Origin of the sequence: Pseudomonas sp. SWRI51 (assembly GCF_014268825.1) — a bacterium.
Classification (GTDB): Bacteria; Pseudomonadota; Gammaproteobacteria; order Pseudomonadales; family Pseudomonadaceae; genus Aquipseudomonas; species Aquipseudomonas farsensis.
Genome location: NZ_JABWRG010000021.1, coordinates 20,575 through 38,096 on the forward strand (window position 1 = coordinate 20,575; position 17,522 = coordinate 38,096).

Sequence of the window (17,522 nt, forward strand, 5' to 3'; positions counted from 1 at the left end):
CCAGTCGCCCTTTGGGATAGGAAGTCACAGGGTGTTTCAGCCTTTATAATGCCCCCTCAATTTCAAAGGGCTCATCCACCCGACATGTCCGTTTCCGTTCGCGACGCCTTGCGCATGGCCGCGCTTTACGTGGTGCTTTCGATCCTCTGGTTGGGGCTCTCGGAGCTGTTGTTGCAGCGTATGGCGGATACCCCGCTGGCCTTGGCCATCGGTCGGCAGATCAACCTGGTGGTCTGGGTGCTGTTCAGCGCCGTGCTGATTTTTGTCTCGCGCGCACGGCTGCTCAATTTCATCGGCGCCGGTGCACGGCTGCGCAGCGAGGACCGCGAGCGGCTGCGCATGGCGGCAGCGGTGTTCGACAGCACCCTGGAAGGGGTGCTGGTCACCGACCGTAACGGCCTGATCGTGCACGTCAACCGCGCTTTCATGCGCATTACCGGTTACCAGCAGGACGAAGTCATCGGCCAGCGCCCGAGCAAGTTCAAGTCTGGCCGCCATGGGGCTGCGTTCTACCAGCAGATCTACACCACCCTCACCGAGCAGGGCGAGTGGAGTGGCGAGATCTGGAACCGGCGCAAAAGTGGCGAGATCTACCCGCAATGGCAGACGATCCGCGCCATTTGTGACGACAGCGGCGAGCTTAGCCATTACGTGGCGGTGTTCAGCGATATCAGCGCGATCAAGCACAGCGAGCAGGAACTGGCCTTTCTGGCCCACCATGACCCGCTGACGGGCCTGCCCAACCGCCTGTTGTTCAACGACCGCGCCGAACAGGCGATTGCCGCTGCGCAGGCCAACAAGCGCGGTTGCACCTTGCTGCTGCTCGATCTTGACCACTTTCAGAGCATCAACGACGGCCTGGGCCATACCATCGGCGACCAGTTGCTCAAGCTGGTGGGCGAGCGTCTGCGTGAGGTGCTGGGCACCAGCGTTACCCTGGCGCGCCTGGGGGGCGACGAATTTGGTGTGCTGGCCGAAAACTGCCAGCAGATCGGCCATGCCGGCAAACTGGCGCAGACCATCATCGAGCGGCTGCGCGAGCCGTTTCTGTGCGATGACCATCGCCTGTTCATCAGTGCCAGCATCGGCATCAGCCTGTTCCCAAGCGATGCGCTGAGCGCCGAGCAACTGCTGCGTAACGCGGATTCTGCGCTGTTCAAGGCCAAGAACAACGGCCGCGCCTGCTATGCGTTGTACACCGAAGAGCTGACCGCCCACGCCCAGCACCGGGTAGAAACCGCAGGTGAACTGCGCCGGGCGCTGGAGCAGCAAGAGCTGCGCGTGTTCTTCCAGCCGGTGCACGACCTGTTCAGCAGCCAGATGGTCGGCGTCGAGGCGCTGGTGCGCTGGCACCACCCGGAGCGCGGCCTGGTGCCGCCGGGGGAGTTCATCCCGATTGCCGAGCGCACCGGGCTGATCGCTGAAATCGATGCCTGGGTACTTCGCCAGGCCTGCCGGCAGATGGTGCAGTGGCAGGCGCAGGGCAAGCACTTGGAGTTCGTTGCGGTGAATATCTCCAGCCGCCTGTTCGGCCAGCACGAGCTGTTCCGCGAGGTGGCCGATGTGCTGCACGACACCGGCCTGGACCCGGCGCTGCTGGAGCTGGAAGTGACCGAAAGCGCGGTGATGGAAGACCCTGAAGTGGCGCTCGAACAGTTGCACCGCCTGCGCGAATTGGGCCTGAACCTGGCCATCGATGATTTCGGCACCGGTTATTCATCACTGTTGCGCCTCAAGCGCATGCCGGTGCAGAAACTCAAGATCGACCAGGGCTTCGTCGCCGGCTTGCCGTGTGATGACGACGATGTGGCGATTGTGCGGGTGATCATCGCCCTTGCCCGCAGCATGGGCATGAAGGTGCATGCCGAAGGGATCGAGCAGGCCGAGCAGGCGCGCTTTCTGCTGGAGCAGCAGTGCCAGCTGGGGCAGGGCTACTGGTTCGGCAGGCCCGTGCCCGCGCAGGAGCTGCGCTGGGCGTAGGAGCGGCCTTGTGTCGCGATGGGCTGCAAAGCAGCCCCAGGAGGGTGCGGCTCATGCGAAATTGCCGGGGCCGCTTCGCAGCCCATCGCGGCACAAGGCCGCTCCTACACTGACCGCTTGCAGTGCGAATCAACGGTCATTCGCTCAGCCGAGCAAGCCCAGTACATCAGCGCTTGTTCAACCCCTTCGCCAGCCGGTCGCCGCCCACCTGAATAACCGCCACCAGCACCACCAGCATCACGATTACCGTCAACATGATCTGGCTGTCGAAGCGTTGGTAGCCATAGCGGTAAGCGATGTCGCCCAGCCCGCCGGCGCCAATCGCCCCGGCCATGGCGGATGAGTTGATCAGCGTTACCAAGGTGATGGTAAAGCCGCCGACGATGCCCGGCAGTGCCTCGGGCAACAGCACGTGCCAGACGATATGCCAGCGCCGGCAGCCCATGGCCTGGGCGGCTTCGATCAGGCCATGGTCGACTTCGCGCAGGCTGACTTCGGCAATGCGCGCAAAAAACGGCGTGGCGGCGATGGTCAATGGCACCACGGCCGCCCACACCCCGTAGGTAGTGCCGACCACCAGCCGGGTGAAGGGGATCAGCGCCACCATCAGGATCAGGAACGGGATCGAGCGGAACAGGTTGACGATGGCGCCCAGCACGCGGTTCAGCGCGGGCGCTTCGAAGATGCCGCCCTTGTCGCTGGTGACCAGCAGCACCGCCATCGGCACCCCGACCAGCAGCGCCACCAGCGAAGACACACCGACCATCAGCAGGGTGTCGAGCAAGCCTTGCAGCAGGCGATCAATCCACATGGCCCAACACCTCCACATCGGCGGCCCAGCGGCGCGCGCGTTCGAGTAGTTGCGCGGTGCCCAGCGGCGAGCCGCGCACCGCAAGTATCAATTGCCCCAGCGCATGCTCGCCGATGGTCTCGATGCCGCCTTGCAGCAGCCGCACCGTCCCGCCCAGCTCGGCGAACAGCTCGCTCAGTTGCGGCTCGCCGACCAGTTGCAGGCGTAGCACCACGGCGGCGCTTTGGCTGCTGGGGCTGGCGCGCAGGCTACCTTGCAGGCTGGCCGGCAGCCGCGCTTGAAGCGGTGCCAGCAAGGTGCGGGTGACGTCGTGGCGCGGCGCGCCGAACACCTGCCAGACCTCACCCTGTTCCACCACCGCGCCGCGTTCCAGCACCACCACGCGGTGGCAGATATCGCGGATCACCGCCATTTCGTGGGTGATCAGCACCACGGTCAGGCCCAGGCGCGCGTTGATATCGCGCAGCAGCTCAAGAATCGAGGCAGTGGTCTCTGGGTCCAGCGCCGAGGTGGCTTCATCGCACAGCAGAATTTCCGGGTCATGCACCAGCGCCCGGGCGATGCCGACCCGCTGCTTCTGCCCGCCAGACAACTGCGCCGGGTACACATGGTGCTTGTCGGTCAGGCCCACCAGCTCCAGCAACTCGCGCACCTTGCGCTGGCGCTCAGGTTTGCCGACCCCGGCCACCTTCAGCGGCAGCTCGACGTTCTGCCACACGGTCTTGGCCGACATCAGGTTGAAGTGCTGGAAGATCATGCCGATGCGCCTGCGCAGCGCGACCAACTGGTTTTCGTCGAAGGGCGCGATATCCACCTGGTCGATCAGCACCCGGCCTTGGCTCGGCTGTTCCAGGCGATTGATAGTGCGCAGCATCGATGACTTGCCGGCGCCGCTGCGGCCAATGATGCCGAAGATCTCGCCACGGCGGATGTTCAGGTCGATGCCGTGCAGCGCAGGCTGGGCCTGGCCGGGGTAGGTCTTGCCCAGGCCGATGAAGCGCACATGGGCCTGATTGACCTCCGGGCGCAGCACCTGCTCGGTGGCAAGCGCGGGTGTGCTGTGCGCAGTAGGCGCCTTGAGGGCGCGGGCCTGGCTCATGTCACCCTTCCCAGCCGGCCTGGTACAGCGAACCGTGGGCTTTGTCGAGCGCGGCACGCACGGCTGGCGAGTGCTGGTAGATGTCGACGAACTTGGCCAGGCGCGGGTCGTTTTTCTCTTGTGGGCGGATGACGAACTGGATCACGTATTCCTTGTTTTCCAGGCCGTCGAACAGCAGCGCCGAGGTGGCATCGAAGGTGTTGGCCAGGCGGATGTACGCCGGGTAGCCCTGCACCAGATCGGCGTCATCGTAGGCCCGCACCAGTTGTACCGCCTCCACCTGCAGAATCTTGATTTTCTTCGGGTTGGCGATGATGTCGTCTTCGGTGGCCTTGTAGCCGACCCCGGGCTTGAGGGTAATCAGCCCGGCCTTGGCCAGCAGTTGCAGGCCGCGCCCGCTGTTGATCGGGTCGTTGGCGATGGCAACGCTGGCGCCTTCGGGCAGCTCGGCAAAGCTTTTGTACTTTTTCGAGTACAGGCCGACGTTGTTGATGATGCCGGGCGCATAGGGCACCAGGTTGAAGCCGGCGGCGGCCTTGGCGTTTTCCAGGAATGGAATGTGCTGGAAGTAGTTCACGTCGATGTCGCCGCTGTTAAGGCTCACGTTCGGCGCGATCCAGTCGCTGAACTCGATCAGCTTCACCTCAAGGCCTTGTTTGTGGGCCTCTTCGACGGCGGCTTCCAGAGGGATGGCGAATGCTGCCGTGGTGCCGATTTTCAGCGGCTCGGCGGCAAGTACCGTGGCCGACAGGCCGAGGCCCAGGGCAATGGCCGCAACGGGCCGGAACAGTTTTTCAAGCATGGTGCAAAGCTCCAGTCGGGGCGGTTTGGGGTGTGCGGTAGGTAGCGCCTGGGTGGTCGGCAGGCAGGTGCGGATGGTCGCTGGCGAAGAGTTTTTCGCGCAGCGTGCCCTCGGCGTAGGCGGTCTTGTAGCGGCCGCGCTGTTGCAGTTGCGGGACCACCAGGTCGATGAAGGCCTCGAAGCTTTCCGGGGTGACAGTGCGGGTCAGGTTGAAGCCGTCCAGGCCGGTGTCGTCGATCCAGCTGATCAATTGCTCGGCCACCTGCTCGGGTGAGCCGACCAATGTCACGTAGCGCCCGCCAAGGGCGTGCTGTTGCAGCAGGCGCCGGCGCGTCCAGGCGTTTTCCTGCAACTGGCGGGTGGCGGACTGGATGGCGTTGCCTTTGCTGAAGGCAATCGGCTCGTCCAGCTCGAAGGCCGCGAAGTCGATGCCGGTGGAGGCGGCAAAGTGCGCGACCCCGGCCTCGGGGCTGGCATAGCGCAGGTACTCGGCGTGGCGCTCGTGGGCTTGCTGCTCGGTCGACGCGACGATCACTGTGATGCCCATGAATACTTTGATGGCATGCCCATCGCGGCCCGCGGCGCTGGCAGCCGCGCGCACCTTGTCGACCTGGGCGCGGGTGCCGGCCTTGTCCTGGCCGCTGATGAACACGCATTCGGCATGCTGGCCGGCAAAACCCAGGCCCCGTGCCGAGCTGCCGGCCTGGAACAACACCGGCGTGCGCTGCGGCGAGGGCTCGCACAGGTGGTAGCCTTCGACATCGTAGAACTCGCCGTGGTGGCGCACCTTGCGCACCTTGGCCGGGTCCGCGTACACCCGCTGGGCGCGGTCAGCCAGCACGGCATCGTCGTCCCAGCTGCCTTCGAGCAGTTTGTAGAGTACTTGCAGGTATTCGTCGGCCTGGTCGTAGCGGCGGTCGTGCTCGGGCTGCGCGTGCAGGCCCATGGCGCGGGCGGCGCTGTCCAGGTAGCCGGTGACGATGTTCCAGCCCACCCGGCCATTGCTCAGGTGGTCGAGGGTCGAAAGCCGCCGGGCGAACAGGTACGGCGCCTCGTAGGTGAGGTTGGCGGTGATGCCGAAGCCCAGGTTGCGGGTCACGCCAGCCATGGCCGAGACCAGCAGCAGCGGGTCGTTGACCGGCAACTGGATGGACTCCTTGAGGGTCACGTCCAGCGACTGGCCATAGACATCGTAGGTGCCGACGATATCGGCAATGAACAACCCGTCGAACAGGCCGCGCTCGAGCAACTGCGCCAGCTCTGTCCAGTAGGCCAGGGTCTTGTACTGGGTGGAGGTGTCGCGCGGATGGGTCCACAGCCCATGGTTGATGTGGCCGATGCAGTTCATGTTGAACGCATTGAGCAGAATCTGCCTGGCCATCAGATGGTCCCCCGGCGTGGCGGGTTTTCGTCGTTGAGGTAGTAGTTGCCGATGGCGTGGTATTTCCAGCGCACCGGGTCGTGCAGGGTGTGCACGCGGGCGTTGCGCCAGTGGCGGTCGAGGTTGTGCTCGGCCAATGTGGCCTGGCTGCCGGCCAGTTCGAACAGTGTGGTGCCGGCGGCCAGCGAGATTTCGGTGCTGATCGCCCGCGCCTCGGCCACGGCGATGGACGCGGCGGCGACGTTGTCGGCGCTGCTGTCGTGTTGGGCGCGGTCGAGGATCTCTCCGGCGCGTTCCAGCAAGGCTTCGGTGGCGTGCAAGCGGATCGCCAGGTGGCCGAAGCTCTTGAGCGTCAGTGGGTCATCGCAGGCTTTGTCCAGGCCGGAATCGACCCAGGGCCGGCTGCGGGTGCGCACGAAGTGCAGGGCGTCTTCGAAGGCTGCGCGGGCAATGCCGGTGTCGATGGCTGCGTGGAGAATCTGCGCCAGTGGGCCGACCGTGGTTGGGCGCTCGAAGGCGCTGCCGAACGGCACCACGTCTTCGCTACGCACCTGCACGTTGTCGAATACCACCGAGCCGCTGCCGGTGGTGCGTTGGCCGAAGCCGCTCCAGTCATCGATCACTTGCAGGCCGTGGCTGTCGGCGGGGACGAAGGCCAGGTGCTGGGCATCCTGTTCATCGATGACCAAGGTCGGGATACGTTGGGCGTACAAGGCGCCAGTGCAGTAGAACTTGCGGCCATTGATGCGCAACTGGTCGCCGTCGCGGGTCAGGCGGGTGGTGCGCTCGTGGGCATTCTTGGTGCCGATTTCGGCCAGGGCATTGCCGAAACGCCGGCCCGCCAGCACTTCGGCGTACAGGCGCTGCTGTTGTTCGGGGGTACCGTTAACGCGCAGCACTTCCAGGGCGTAGTAGTGGTTCTGCGGGATCTGCCCGATGGAGGCGTCGGCCTGGGCGATGCGGGCAACGACCTTGGCCAGGGTGGCGTTGGACACGCCCGCGCCGCCAAAGGCCTTGGGCACGCTGATGCCCCACAGGCCCGATTGCACGAAGCGGTCGAGTTCGGCGTGGGGCAGGCGGCGCTCGCGGTCGCGGGTGGCGCTTTCAGGGCGCAGCAGCACGGCGATTTCTTCGGCGACAGCCAGGGCCTGGGCGTCGCTGGTGATAAGGGATGCAGTCATGGTGCTCTCCGAGGGCCCATCGCGGGGCAAGCCCGCTCCCACAAGGGGGCTGGCTTGCCGGTTGATGGGCAATGTTTCAGATCCAGGAATGGCGGGCGGGCAGGGTGCCGTTGAGGTAGTAGGCGCCGACCGCGTGGTACTTCCAGCGCACCGGGTCATGCAGGGTGTGCACCCGGGCATTGCGCCAGTGCCGGTCCAGGTTGAATTCGGCAAGGCTGGCGCGGCTGCCGGCCAGCTCGAAGAGCTTTTCGCTGGCTTGCAGGGCGATCTCGGTGGTGAGCACCTTGGCTTCGGCCACGGCAATCGAGGCACGGGCGGCGGAGGCGGCGTCGATGGGCGCGGCGTTGACTTCGTCAAGCACCCTGCCGGCCTTGCGCAGCAGCGCCTCGGCGGCATGCAAGTCGAGTTTCAGGCGGCCGATGTCGGCGATGACGTAAGGGTCATCGCTGGCGCGCTCGACCTTGGCTTCGATCCACGGCCTGGATTTTTCACGTACAAAGGCGATGGCGTCGTTGATGGCGGCTTCGGCAATGCCTGCGTCGATGGCCGCCTGCACCAGCTGCGAGCTGGCGCCCTGGATATTCGGCACGTCACGCTGGCGCCAGTTGTCCAGCACCAGCTCTGCCTCTACCGGTACCTGGTCCAGCAACACGGTGCCGCTGGCGGTGGTGCGTTGGCCGAAGCCTGACCAGTCGTCGACGATGCGCAGGCCAGGGCTGCCACGGCGCACGAACGCCAGGCGCTGGCGGCCTTGGTCATCCAGTGCCTTGACCGTGACCCAGTGCGCGTACAGGGCGCCGGTGGAATAGAACTTCTCGCCGCTGACGACAAAACCTTCGCCTTCGCGGGTGATGCGCGCCTTGAGGGTGAGGGTGTCCTTGGTGCTGCGCTCGGGGCCGGCATTGCCGATACGCCAGCCGTCCAGCACCGAGCGGAAGATGCGTTGCTTCTGCGCTTCGGTGGCGGTCAGGTTGACCAGTTGCAGCATGCCGAACTGGTTCTGCGGGATTTGCCCCAGCGCCGGGTCTGCGGCGCTGATCAGGCGGAATACTTCGGCAGTGGTTTCGAAGGAGACTTGCGGGCCGCCATAGGCCTTGGGCACGCTGATGCTGCCCAGGCCGCTGCGGGTGAACTGTTCGATTTCTGCCCACGGCAGCTTGCGTTGCTGATCGCGGCGCGAGGCTTGCTGGCGGGCGGCCTCGGCCAGTTCGCGGGCGGCTTGCAGGGCTTCTGCGTCGTTGCGCAGCACCTTGGCCGGCAGCAGCGGTGGCGAGCTGTCGATATCGCTATGCAGGGGTTTGGTTGGCTGGCTGGACATCAGTGCCGCTCCTTGGCTGCACTCAATGCCCTGGCGTTACGCACTGGGGTGATTGTGACCCTGACCATCGTTGACCTCACAAAATAGTTGGGGCCGCCTTATTGGTTGGCGGCCGACGTTTGCTGGTCCGGTGGTCCGGTGGATATACCCTAATGGCTTATTAAAAGTTTATGAACTAACTCTTTGGAATATGAATAGAAGAGCTGGGTTGGTGGTTTTGCACAAGTCTGCTCTGCTCCCATCGCAAAACCATAAGCGACGCGGTCTTTTGTGTAGGAGCGGCCTTGTGCCGCGATGGGCTGCAACGCAGCCCCAGTGTCTGTGCTTCATGCGCAATCGCTGGGGCTGCGTTGCAGCCCATCGCGGCACAAGGCCGCTCCTACCGTGTAAAGCTGTATCAATCCTGCGCTGCTGCAGTACCCAGGAACTTGCTCAGAAACTGCCGCGTGCGCTCCTGCTGGGGGTTGGCGAACAGCGCCTTGGCCTCACCCTGCTCGACGATCACGCCCTTGTCGAAAAACACCACGCGGTTGGCCACATCCCGGGCAAAGCTCATCTCATGGGTGACGATGACCATGGTGCGTTTCTCTTCGGCCAGGCCACGAATGGTTTCCAGCACTTCGCCCACAAGCTCCGGGTCGAGCGCCGAGGTGGGTTCGTCGAACAGGATCACCTCAGGCTCCATGGCCAGCGCCCGGGCGATGGCCACGCGCTGCTGCTGGCCACCGGACAGGCGCCGCGGGTAGGCGTCTTCACGCCCGGCCAGGCCAACCTTGGCCAGTAGCCTTCGGCCAAGCTCGATGGCTTGCTCACGCGGGGTCTTCTTGACGATCACCGGCCCCTCGATGACGTTTTCCAGGGCCGTGCGGTGCGGGAACAGGTTGAAGTTCTGGAACACGAACCCGGCCTGCTGGCGCAGACGGCGGATCGCGCCTTGCTGGCTGCCCAGCGACACGTTGGCGTCGATACGGATGTCGCCCACCTGGATGCGCCCGGCGTCGGGGGTTTCCAGCAGGTTCAGGCAGCGCAGGAAGGTGGTCTTGCCCGAGCCGCTGGGGCCGATGATGGCCACCACTTCGCCAGGCTGCACGGTCAGGTCGATGCCCTTGAGCACGGTCTGGCCATTGAACCGCTTGGTCAGGCCTTCTACTACGATCATCTTCAGCGCTCCACGTCGTGCTGGTTGACCCGCGCTTCCATGCGGTTCTGGAAGTGCGCAAGGATGCTGCAGAGGACCCAGTAGATCACTGCCACCGCCACGTACATGGTGAACACTTCAAGGGTACGCGCGGTAATCAGCTGCGCCTGGCGGAACAGCTCGGGCACCTGGATGGTGGCCGCCAGCGCGGTGTCCTTGACCAGCGAGATAAAGCTGTTGCCCAACGGCGGCAGGGCTGTGCGCAGCGCCTGCGGCAGGATCGCCCGGCGCATGGCCTGGGTGCGGGTCATGCCGATGGACGCTGCAGCTTCCCACTGGCCACGGTCGATCGAGGAGATCGCCGCACGCAGGATTTCACAGATATACGCCGCCATGTTCAGCGACAGGCCGATCAGCGAGGCGGGGATGGGGTCGAGTTCGATGCCGATCTGCGGCATGCCGAAGTAGATCACGAACAGCTGCACCAGCAGCGGCGTGCCTCGGAAGAACGACACATAGATACGCGCCAGCCAGTCCAGCGGCAGGATCTTCGACAACCGCATCAGCGCCAGGGCAAAGCCCAGCACCAGGCCGAAGAACATGCCGCCAACGCTGAGCAGCACCGTGTAGCCTGCGCCCTTCAACAGGAAGGGCGCGGAGTCGGCAACGAGTTGCAGGCTTTCAGGGATCATTGGGTGACATCAGCACCGAAGTATTTCTCGGACAGCTTGGCCAGGGTGCCGTCAGCCTTGAGCTTGTCCAGCGCCTTGTTGATGGCGGCCAGCAGCTCCGGTTCACCTTTGCGCAGGGCTACGCCGCTTTCGAGGCGCGAGAAGGCATCGCCAGCCAGCTGGGTGTCCTTGGCTTTTTGCGCGTATTCGAGTGCGGCCAGGCGGTCGACCAGAATGGCGTCGATACGGCCGTTGCGCAGGTCGGCAAACTTGCTTGGGTCGTCTTCGTAGGTGCGCACGTCAGCCTTAGGCACGTCCTTTTTCACCCACTGCTCGTAGTTGGTGCCCAGGCCCACACCGACCTTTTTGCCGGCCAGGTCCTGTGCGCTCTTGATGTTCAGCTGCTCGGCCTTTTTCTTCAGGATCAGCGCCTGGATGCCGGAGATCGTGTAAGGCTCGGAGAAGTCGTATTTCTTCTTGCGCTCGTCAGAGATGGTCACCTGGTTGATGACGACGTCCAGCCGCTTGGACTCCAGGGCCGCAAGGATGCCGTCCCACTTGGTTGGTTGCACCTTAGCCTTGACGCCAAGCTCCTTGGCCAGCAGCTCGGACAGCTCGACTTCGAAGCCGGTGAGCTTGCCGTTTTCGTCCTGGAAGCTGAACGGTGGGTAGGTGCCTTCGAGGCCGACGTTGATCACGCCCTTTTCCTGGATGGTCTTCAGTTGCTCGCCGGCAAAGGCCTGGCCGAGCAGGCCTGCACCCAGCAGCAGCGCCAGGCTTGCGTTGAGGATCGGTTTGGCGAATCTGGTCATGTGTGGCCCCGCGCTTGTGGTGTAAGTAGTGGGTGGCAACTATAAAGGTGGGCTGTATAGGCCTGGAAATAATAAAAAAACCGGTTGTTATTCCCTGTGAGCAGATTGCCATCCCGTGGCAGGGTTGAGGGTAGTCACGAATGGACGGCCCGTCAGCGTTGCTTATGCCCGACTGCGCGCAGAATGGAATAAAGCGTTGTTTTTTCCAAGAGGGGGATTTGTCGTATGGTGATGGCACTACAACTCTGAGCACTTGTGGGAGCGGGCTTGCCCCGCGAGCGCCATCGCGGGGCAAGCCCGCTCCCACGGGGACAAGCACCCGGAAAATGGCCTGGCAGGAGAACACCGTGAGCGAACACCCAATATCCATGCAGTGGCAGCTGCCTGCCATTGTCAGTGGCCTGCGTAGCGCCCGTGAACAGTGGCGCAGTGGCAATGGCCGGTGCAGCGGCGAGCATGGCGGGCGTGAATTGCCCTCGCGCGAGGCGCTGCGCCAGATCCTCGAACACCTGTGCGGTGCGCTGTTCCCGATGCGCCTGGGGCCTGTGGACCTGCGCGAAGAAAGCGAAGATTTCTATGTTGGCCACACCCTCGACGTGGCCCTCACCGCACTGCTGGCGCAGGCGCGCCTGGAGCTGCGCTACGCGGCCCGCCACGGCAAGGCCGACGTCGAGAACGTCGACGCCCATGCCCTGCGCCTGATTCAGGGCTTTGCAGCCGCCTTGCCGCAGCTGCGCGTGCTGCTGGACACCGATGTGCTGGCCGCCTACCACGGCGACCCGGCTGCGCGCAGCGTCGATGAAGTGCTGCTGTGCTACCCCGGCATTCTTGCGGTGATTCACCATCGCCTTGCGCACCATTTGTACCAGGCTGGCCTGCCGCTGCTGGCGCGGATCATTGCGGAGCTTGCACACTCGGCGACCGGCATCGACATCCACCCCGGGGCGCAGATTGGCCAGAGCTTCTTCATCGACCATGGCACCGGCGTGGTGATTGGCGAGACGGCGATCATTGGCGAGCGGGTGCGGATTTACCAGGCTGTGACGCTGGGCGCCAAGCGCTTCCCCAGCGACGAATCGGGCACCCTGCACAAGGGCCTGGCGCGTCACCCGATTGTCGAGGACGACGTGGTGATCTATGCCGGTGCGACCATTCTGGGCCGCATCACCATCGGCAAAGGCTCGACCATCGGCGGTAACGTCTGGCTGACCCGCAGCGTGCCGGCTGAAAGCAACATCACCCAGGCCAATCTGCAGCTTGATTGCGAGGGTAAAAAGGCGCTTTGAGCAGTCGCGGCTCGACGCGGTCAGGCGTGTAGGAGCGGCCTGGTGCCGCGAAAGGCTGCGAAGCAGCCTCAGGGTATGTGCCTTATGCAAGATCGCAGGGTCGCCGGGGGCGCTTCGCACCCCTTTCGCGGCACAAGGCCGCTCCTACAAAGACCGCACTCAGCTGCGTTTTTGATGTCTGTGACATGACCCGTATGCAACCAGGGCGGCACCGCCGCTCAGCCCTTGCGGGTCGCATTGATAGTCAATCCATGTTTAACTTGAACGCTTGTTCAACGAAAAAACGCTGGTCCATTGCTGGTGTTCAAAAGGAGGATTTGCCTTTGCTGAACCCGTTCAATCCGCACCTCCCGTGCCACGAGGTGCCTGTTCGATGAGTGCATCAACCCCCTCCCTTGCCAACGGCAAGGTCCGCATGAACCCCCCGGTGTTCTACTTCGCGGCAAGCTTCATTCTGATCTTCGGCCTTGTTGTCATCGCCTTCCCACAGGCCTCTGGCGAGTGGCTGATGGCTGCGCAAAACTGGGCGGCCAACACGGTCGGCTGGTACTACATGCTGGCCATGACCTTGTACCTGGTGTTCGTGGTGGTTACCGCGCTGTCGGGCTACGGCAAGATCAAGCTCGGCGCCGACCATGACGAGCCCGAATTCAGTTATCTGTCCTGGGCGGGCATGCTGTTTGCCGCCGGTATCAGCATTACGCTGTTCTTCTTCTGCGTCTCCGAACCGCTGACCCATATGCTCCAGCCCCCGGTGGGCGAGGCGGGTACGGCCGAGGCTGGGCGCCAGGCGATGCAGATACTGTTCCTGCACTGGGGCCTGCATGGCTGGGGCGTGTTTGCCTTCGTCGGCATGGCGCTGGCCTACTTCGCCTACCGCCACAACCTGCCGCTGGCGCTGCGTTCGGCGCTATACCCGCTGATCGGCAAGCGCATCAACGGGCCGATCGGCTATGCAGTGGATGGCTTCGGCATCATCGCCACGGTGTTCGGCCTGGGCGCCGACATGGGCTTTGGCGTGCTGCACCTGAACGCTGGCCTGGATTACTTGTTCGGTATCAGCCACAGCCAGTGGGTGCAGGTGCTGCTGATTACCCTGATGATGGGCGCTGCGGTGGCCGTGGCAGTAGCCGGGGTCGAGAAGGGCGTGCGGGTGATGAGCGACATCAACCTGTTCCTGGCCTGCGCGCTGTTGCTGTTCGTGCTGTTTGCAGGCCCTACCCAGCACCTGTTCAACACCCTGATCCAGAACCTTGGCGATTATCTGGGCGCCTTGCCGCGCAAGAGCTTCGATGTTTACGCCTATGGCGAGCAGCGCGACTGGCTGGGCGGCTGGACGGTGTTCTACTGGGCCTGGTGGATTGCCTGGGCGCCGTTCGTTGGGCTGTTCATTGCGCGCATTTCGCGCGGGCGTACCATCCGCGAGTTCGTCTTCGGCGTGCTGCTGATTCCGCTGGGCTTCACCCTGGCGTGGATGTCGATCTTCGGCAACAGCGCGCTCGACCAGGTGATCAACCACGGCATGACCGCGCTGGGCCAGTCGGCCATCGACAACCCGTCGATGAGCCTGTACCTGCTGCTTGAGACCTACCCGTGGAGCAAGACGGTGATCGCCGTGACGGTGTTCATCAGTTTCGTGTTCTTCGTCACCTCCGCCGACTCCGGCACCGTGGTGCTGTCGACGCTTTCGGCCAAAGGCGGCGATGCCGACCAGGACGGGCCGAACTGGCTGCGCATCTTCTGGGGTGCAATGACCGCGCTGGTGACCAGCGGCCTGCTGTTTGCGGGCAGCATCGACTCATTGAAGTCGGCGGTGGTGCTGACGTCGTTGCCGTTCTCGCTGATTCTGCTGTGCATGATGTGGGGCCTGCACAAGGCCTTCTATCTGGAGAGCCAGCGGCAGATTGCGCAGATGCACTCGCTGGCGCCGTTTGCCCAGTCGCGCCGTGGCCGTGGTGGCTGGCGGCAGCGCCTGAGCCAGGCTGTGCACTTCCCGTCACGTGATGAGGTGTATCGCTTCATGGACGACGTGGTGCGCCCGGCCATCGACGACGTGCGCGAGGTGTTCGAGCAGAAGGGCCTGGTGCTGGTGACCCAGGACGACCCGAGCCATGACAATGTCAGCCTCAAGGTGGGCCATGGCGAGGAACAGCCGTTCATTTACCAGGTGCAGATGCGCGGCTACTTCACGCCGTCGTTCGCGCTGGGTGGGCTGGGGGCGCAGGAGTTGAAGAACCGCCGTTATTACCGGGCGGAGGTGTACTTGAGCGAAGGCAGCCAGAACTACGACCTGGTGGGCTACAGCAAAGAGCAGATCATCAACGACATCCTCGACCAGTACGAGCGGCACATGCAGTACCTGCATCTGGTCCGCTGATAGCGTCCCCAGGGCTTACGCGGTCAATGTAGGAGCGGCCTTGTGTCGCGAAAGGGCTGCGAAGCGGCCCCCGCGATCTTGCATGAAAAGGCGATCCTGGGGCTGCTTCGCAGCCCATTCGCGACACAAGGCCGCTCCTACACAAAGACTGCGTCGCTTGTTGCCTCGCTACGGAACTTCAGAACGGCGCATCCCCCAGAATCGTCGCCCGGTGCATCACCCGCCGATTCGGCCGGTAATCATCCACCGCAAAGTGCTGGGTCACGCGGTTATCCCAGAACGCCACGTCGTTTTGCTGCCAACGCCAGCGAATGCTGAACTCTGGCCGGGTGGCATGGGCAAACAACAATTTCAGCAACGCCTCGCTCTCGTATTCATTGAGCTCGTTGATGCGCGTGGTGAACCCTTCATTGACGAACAACGCCTTGCGCCCGCTGACCGGATGGGTGCGCACCACCGGGTGCGTCAGCGGCGGGTTGTTGCGCCGTGCCGCTTCCCAGCGCGCCAGGTCTTCAGGCGTGGTGCCAAAGCGCTCAAGCGGGAATGACTTGGTGAAATCGTGGGTGGCCGTGAGGCCATCAAGCATTTGGCGCAGCGGCGCCGAAAGTGCTTCAAACGCCGCAATGCCACTGGCCCACAGGGTATCGCCACCGTAGGCCGGCAGTTGCTTGGCGCTGAGCACCGCACCCAGCGCCGGGGTGGGTAAAAAGGTCACGTCGGTGTGCCACACGGCGTTGTCGCGCACGTCGGTCACGGCGGTGTCGAGCACCAGCACCTGCGGGGTTTCGGGCACGTTGGGGTAGATCGGGTGGATATGCAGGTCGCCGAAGCGCGCGGCAAAGCGGGCTTGCTGCGCCGGGGTGAGCGGCTGCTCGCGCAGGAACAGCACCTGGTGCTTCAGCAGCGCCTGCTCGATGGCGTCACGCTCCTGGGCGGTGATCTCGCGGCTGATATCCACACCGCTGATCTGCGCGCCCAGGGCCGGGCTCAAGGGGGTAATGGTCAGGCTCATGGTTGGCTCTCTCAGTGGCTCTGCCCGTGCCAGGGCACCAGCTTGCGTTGCAGGGCGCGCAGGCTCATTTCCAGCGCGAAGGCGATCAGGGCTATCAGCAGGATGCCCAGTACCACCACATCGGTGACCAGAAACTGCGCCGCCGACTGCACCATGAAGCCCAGCCCGCTGGTTGCGGCGATCAGCTCGGCGGCCACCAAGGTCGACCAGCCGACGCCCAGGCCGATGCGCACGCCGGTCAGAATGTCCGGCAAGGCGCTAGGCAAAATCACATGACGGATCAATTGCGCTCGGCTGGCGCCCAGCGACTGCGCGGCACGCAGCTTGGCCGGGTCGACGGTGCGTACCCCGGTGGCAGTGGCAATGGCAATGGGGGCAAAGATCGCAAGATAAATGAGCAATACCTTCGACAGCTCGCCGATGCCGCACCAGATCACGATCAGCGGCAGGTAGGCCAGCGGCGGGATGGGCCGGTAGAACTCGATCAACGGGTCGAAAATGCCACGGGCCACGCGGTTGCAGCCAATGGCGATGCCCACCGGGATTGCGCTCAGGGTTGCCGCCAGCAGCGCCACGCCGATGCGCCCAAGGCTTGCGCCAAGGTGCTGCCACAGGCTTGCGTCCATGTAACCCTGGGTCAGCAAGCTCCAGCCTTTGCCCAGAATGTCGGCAGGCGAGGGCAGGAATAGCGGCTCGACCCATCCGGCAGCCGTCACCAGCCACCAGACCAGCAACAACGTCGCCAAGGTCAGCGTGCTGATCCAGCGGGTGGACAGGCTGCGCGGTGGGTTGCTGGCCGTTTGCGCAACGGCTTCGGGCTTGCCGGTGACCGGCAGGTTCAGGCTGCTCATGCGGGCTCCTGCAGGGTCTGGCGTTGTGAGAACACCCGCGCCAGCACATGCTCGCGGGTTTCGATGAAACGCGGGTCGGACTTGATCGCACGGGCTGGCTCACCGGCGGCGTAGCGCTGGCCAAAGTCCAGGTGCAGGCGCTCGACCACGCGCCCGGGGTTGGGCGCCAGCAGCACCAGTTCGGTGGCCAGAAACACGGCTTCTTCGATGTCGTGGGTAATCAGGAACACCGGCTTGGCCGTGCGTTGCCACACCTGCAGCAGCAATTCCTGCATCTGTTCGCGGGTAAAGGCATCGAGGGCGCCGAACGGCTCGTCCATCAGCAGCACCCGTGGGTCGGCGGCCAGCGCCCGGGCCAGGCCCACGCGCTGTTTCTGCCCACCCGACAATTGCCACACACGGCGTTGGGCAAAACCTTCGAGGTCGACCAGCTTGAGCATTTCACGGGCCTTGGCTTCGCGCTGCTGGCGCGGCACGCCGGCCAGCTCAAGGCCAAAGGCGACGTTGCCCAGCACGTCCTGCCAAGGCAGCAGGGCATCGTCCTGGAACACCACGCCACGCTCGGCGCCCGGCCCTTGCACCGGCACGCCATCCAGGGTGATGCGCCCGCCACTGGGGGCGACGAAGCCTGCAATCAGGTTGAGTAGCGAGGTCTTGCCGCTGCCGGACGGCCCAAGGGCCACCAGCAGCTGGCGCGGGCCCAGCGAGAGGTCGATGTCGGCCAGCACCGGGGTGCTGGCGCCGGGGTACTGTGCGCTGATGCGCTCCAGTTCAAGCAAGGCCATGACGGGCTCCGGTCTGCG

The 17,522-nt window shown here is 64.2% G+C and carries 15 protein-coding genes; 3 read left to right on the forward strand and 12 right to left on the reverse strand.

Annotated features, from left to right (window positions below; translation table 11 throughout):
• The first annotated feature begins 84 nt into the window (after positions 1-84).
• Positions 85-1,980 (forward strand): phosphodiesterase DibA, encoded by a 1,896-nt coding sequence (gene dibA, locus HU720_RS09560; protein WP_186519456.1) that lies wholly within the window; start codon positions 85-87, stop codon positions 1,978-1,980.
• 166 nt (positions 1,981-2,146) lie between these two features.
• On the opposite strand, the gene HU720_RS09565 is transcribed toward dibA, so the two are convergent.
• From HU720_RS09565 to tcyJ, 9 genes are all read right to left on the reverse strand, one after another.
• A complete protein-coding gene (locus HU720_RS09565; protein WP_186519458.1) occupies positions 2,147-2,791 on the reverse strand; it encodes a methionine ABC transporter permease in 645 nt (214 codons plus the stop codon).
• Entirely contained in the window at positions 2,781-3,890 is a 1,110-nt protein-coding gene (locus HU720_RS09570) for an ATP-binding cassette domain-containing protein (protein WP_186519460.1), read from the reverse strand. Before HU720_RS09570 ends, HU720_RS09565 begins: the two co-directional genes overlap by 11 nt.
• 1 nt (position 3,891) lies before the next feature.
• Positions 3,892-4,692, reverse strand: coding sequence for a MetQ/NlpA family ABC transporter substrate-binding protein (locus tag HU720_RS09575; protein WP_186519462.1), 801 nt, complete (start codon positions 4,690-4,692; stop codon positions 3,892-3,894).
• Positions 4,685-6,073, reverse strand: coding sequence for an LLM class flavin-dependent oxidoreductase (locus tag HU720_RS09580; protein ID WP_186519464.1), 1,389 nt, complete (start codon positions 6,071-6,073; stop codon positions 4,685-4,687). The genes HU720_RS09575 and HU720_RS09580 overlap by 8 nt, the downstream gene beginning before the upstream one ends.
• The gene (locus tag HU720_RS09585; protein WP_186519466.1) at positions 6,073-7,254 is read right to left on the reverse strand and encodes an SfnB family sulfur acquisition oxidoreductase; all 1,182 of its coding nucleotides are present in this window, start codon (positions 7,252-7,254) and stop codon (positions 6,073-6,075) included. Before HU720_RS09585 ends, HU720_RS09580 begins: the two co-directional genes overlap by 1 nt.
• A gap of 76 nt (positions 7,255-7,330) precedes the next feature.
• Complete coding sequence (locus HU720_RS09590; RefSeq protein WP_186519468.1) at positions 7,331-8,572, reverse strand: SfnB family sulfur acquisition oxidoreductase; 1,242 nt, start codon at positions 8,570-8,572, stop codon at positions 7,331-7,333.
• A gap of 397 nt (positions 8,573-8,969) precedes the next feature.
• A complete protein-coding gene (gene tcyN, locus HU720_RS09595) occupies positions 8,970-9,731 on the reverse strand; it encodes an L-cystine ABC transporter ATP-binding protein TcyN (protein WP_186519470.1) in 762 nt (253 codons plus the stop codon).
• A 2-nt stretch (positions 9,732-9,733) separates the two neighbouring features.
• Positions 9,734-10,402 (reverse strand): cystine ABC transporter permease, encoded by a 669-nt coding sequence (gene tcyL / locus HU720_RS09600; protein ID WP_186519472.1) that lies wholly within the window; start codon positions 10,400-10,402, stop codon positions 9,734-9,736.
• The gene (gene tcyJ, locus HU720_RS09605; RefSeq protein ID WP_186519474.1) at positions 10,399-11,193 is read right to left on the reverse strand and encodes a cystine ABC transporter substrate-binding protein; all 795 of its coding nucleotides are present in this window, start codon (positions 11,191-11,193) and stop codon (positions 10,399-10,401) included. Before tcyJ ends, tcyL begins: the two co-directional genes overlap by 4 nt.
• A gap of 368 nt (positions 11,194-11,561) precedes the next feature.
• On the opposite strand from tcyJ, the gene epsC reads away from it, so the two are divergent.
• A complete protein-coding gene (gene epsC / locus HU720_RS09610; protein WP_202883361.1) occupies positions 11,562-12,479 on the forward strand; it encodes a serine O-acetyltransferase EpsC in 918 nt (305 codons plus the stop codon).
• A 415-nt stretch (positions 12,480-12,894) separates the two neighbouring features.
• Positions 12,895-14,856: a choline transporter BetT gene (gene betT / locus HU720_RS09615; RefSeq protein ID WP_186519520.1), complete on the forward strand. Its 1,962-nt coding sequence runs from the start codon at positions 12,895-12,897 to the stop codon at positions 14,854-14,856.
• A gap of 178 nt (positions 14,857-15,034) precedes the next feature.
• Here betT and tauD read toward each other — a convergent pair whose 3' ends face one another.
• The 3 genes from tauD to tauB are packed head-to-tail and all read right to left on the reverse strand — an operon-like array spanning position 15,035 to position 17,504.
• Entirely contained in the window at positions 15,035-15,868 is an 834-nt protein-coding gene (gene tauD / locus HU720_RS09620) for a taurine dioxygenase (RefSeq protein WP_186519478.1), read from the reverse strand.
• 11 nt (positions 15,869-15,879) lie between these two features.
• Positions 15,880-16,719 carry a taurine ABC transporter permease TauC gene (tauC, locus tag HU720_RS09625; protein ID WP_186519480.1) on the reverse strand — a complete coding sequence of 280 codons (840 nt, stop codon included), beginning with the start codon at positions 16,717-16,719 and terminating at the stop codon, positions 15,880-15,882.
• Complete coding sequence (tauB, locus tag HU720_RS09630) at positions 16,716-17,504, reverse strand: taurine ABC transporter ATP-binding subunit (RefSeq protein WP_186519482.1); 789 nt, start codon at positions 17,502-17,504, stop codon at positions 16,716-16,718. The genes tauC and tauB overlap by 4 nt, the downstream gene beginning before the upstream one ends.
• Positions 17,505-17,522 lie beyond the last annotated feature (18 nt).